The organism is Plesiomonas sp. (genome assembly GCF_051650925.1).
In the GTDB taxonomy this organism is placed as follows: Bacteria; Pseudomonadota; Gammaproteobacteria; order Enterobacterales; family CAMTGL01; genus Plesiomonas.
This window is the reverse complement of sequence record NZ_JBOFRH010000544.1, coordinates 1-1,374: the sequence shown is the minus strand read 5'-3', so window position 1 is coordinate 1,374 and position 1,374 is coordinate 1. Positions and strand designations below refer to the sequence as shown.

Sequence of the window (1,374 nt, the reverse complement as noted above, 5' to 3'; positions counted from 1 at the left end):
TCGGCCCGCCAGCGGCGTTCAAGCATGATCGGGTAGCGGTAGATCACCACATTCAGAAAACTGCCAATAACCAAACCGAACAGCGCCGCTAACAGAGTTATTCCGTCCACTGGAAACCTTATTATGATAGTGCGCAAGGCGCGGGAAAGAGGAAGATATAAGTACAACGTAGAGTGCTTATATCTATTTGTTTACTGAGTGAAACCCTCATTATGCCGAACAATTTTACCGTAAAATACGAGAGGCGTCTTGGGCTGTTGCGTGGTTTATCGTTAAACGTAAAATTGCGTATTTATCTTTTTAAAGCCCATGTTTTGCTTTCAATACACTCACGGTTTTTCAGTGGATGTAGCCGTTATTTGGCTGGGTGGGTATTTCGGGTTTGCCAGTTTATTTTTTTGGAAATACTCAGCAGTAAACAAGCTGGCATCATCAGGAAACAGAAAATAGGCTTCGCGTTGGAGTTTAGCTAGCTGTGTGGTCTTTCCTTGTTCGTGATAAACCATCGCCAAAAAATTGTAGTATTCGGTGCGTGGGTAGGCGCGCATATCCTCTTTAATCCACTGCTCTACTTTTTTCAGATCTTGCTGATTATCCGTTGCTACGGCGGCATTGATGGTTTCCACAATCAGGTAAAAATTGAGCCGCCGATACCATGCTATTGGGTTGATGTTGTTGACGACTAATGAGAGATCTTTACGGCCTTGCGTTTCATACCGATACAAATTGTGGGTGGTATGCAAGGTGGTGAGCATAAAAATGAGGGTAAATCCAAACAGTAAATAACCTGAAAGCCGTAACGCAAAGGTGCGAGCAACTGGCAATGTGCTCTGAGCTGGTTTATCAATCAGTGCAATTAATACAACAAACATCAGCCAGTGCGGAACAGAGTGGTAGAAGGGGTATTCAAGTTGGCTGTGTAATGCCAGCGGGATCAACAGTGCTACAAACATAGGGGCATATTTTTGTTGAACGCAGGCATGAAAAACAGCCAGTGCAGCCAGCAGTAAGCCTAGCACTGGAATAATCCCGCCTTGTGCACCAAGTTGTAAGATTTCGTTGTGGGCATGTGCCAGCCCCGCCAGCCCTGCATGGTCAAACTGACCTGCAGCATAACCTTTAGCACTGAACCACAAATAAGCCGATTCAAAATTACCAAATCCCCAGCCCTGCAGTGGTTTGGCGGCCCACAGTTGCAGTGTTTGCGGGTAGGTATAGGCTCGGGGACTTTCCAATGAAACCCGATCAGCCATCAGCAGGGTAATATCATTCAGCCAAAAATTTTGTGCTAGCCCCCATAGTAGACCAATACTCAGGGCGATAAAAAATAGCGCTGCATTTTGTTTATGTTGGTGATTTTGGCGCAGCAGTGTG

The 1,374-nt window shown here is 45.6% G+C and carries 2 protein-coding genes; both read right to left on the bottom strand.

The annotated features are described in order from the left end of the window. The coding region (locus ACRC27_RS12995) for a prepilin peptidase (RefSeq protein WP_438640070.1) at positions 1-137 on the bottom strand (137 nt) is incomplete at its 3' end. A 192-nt stretch (positions 138-329) separates the two neighbouring features. After that, a partial coding sequence (locus tag ACRC27_RS12990; protein WP_438640069.1) for a Wzy polymerase domain-containing protein occupies positions 330-1,374 on the bottom strand: 1,045 nt, incomplete at its 5' end.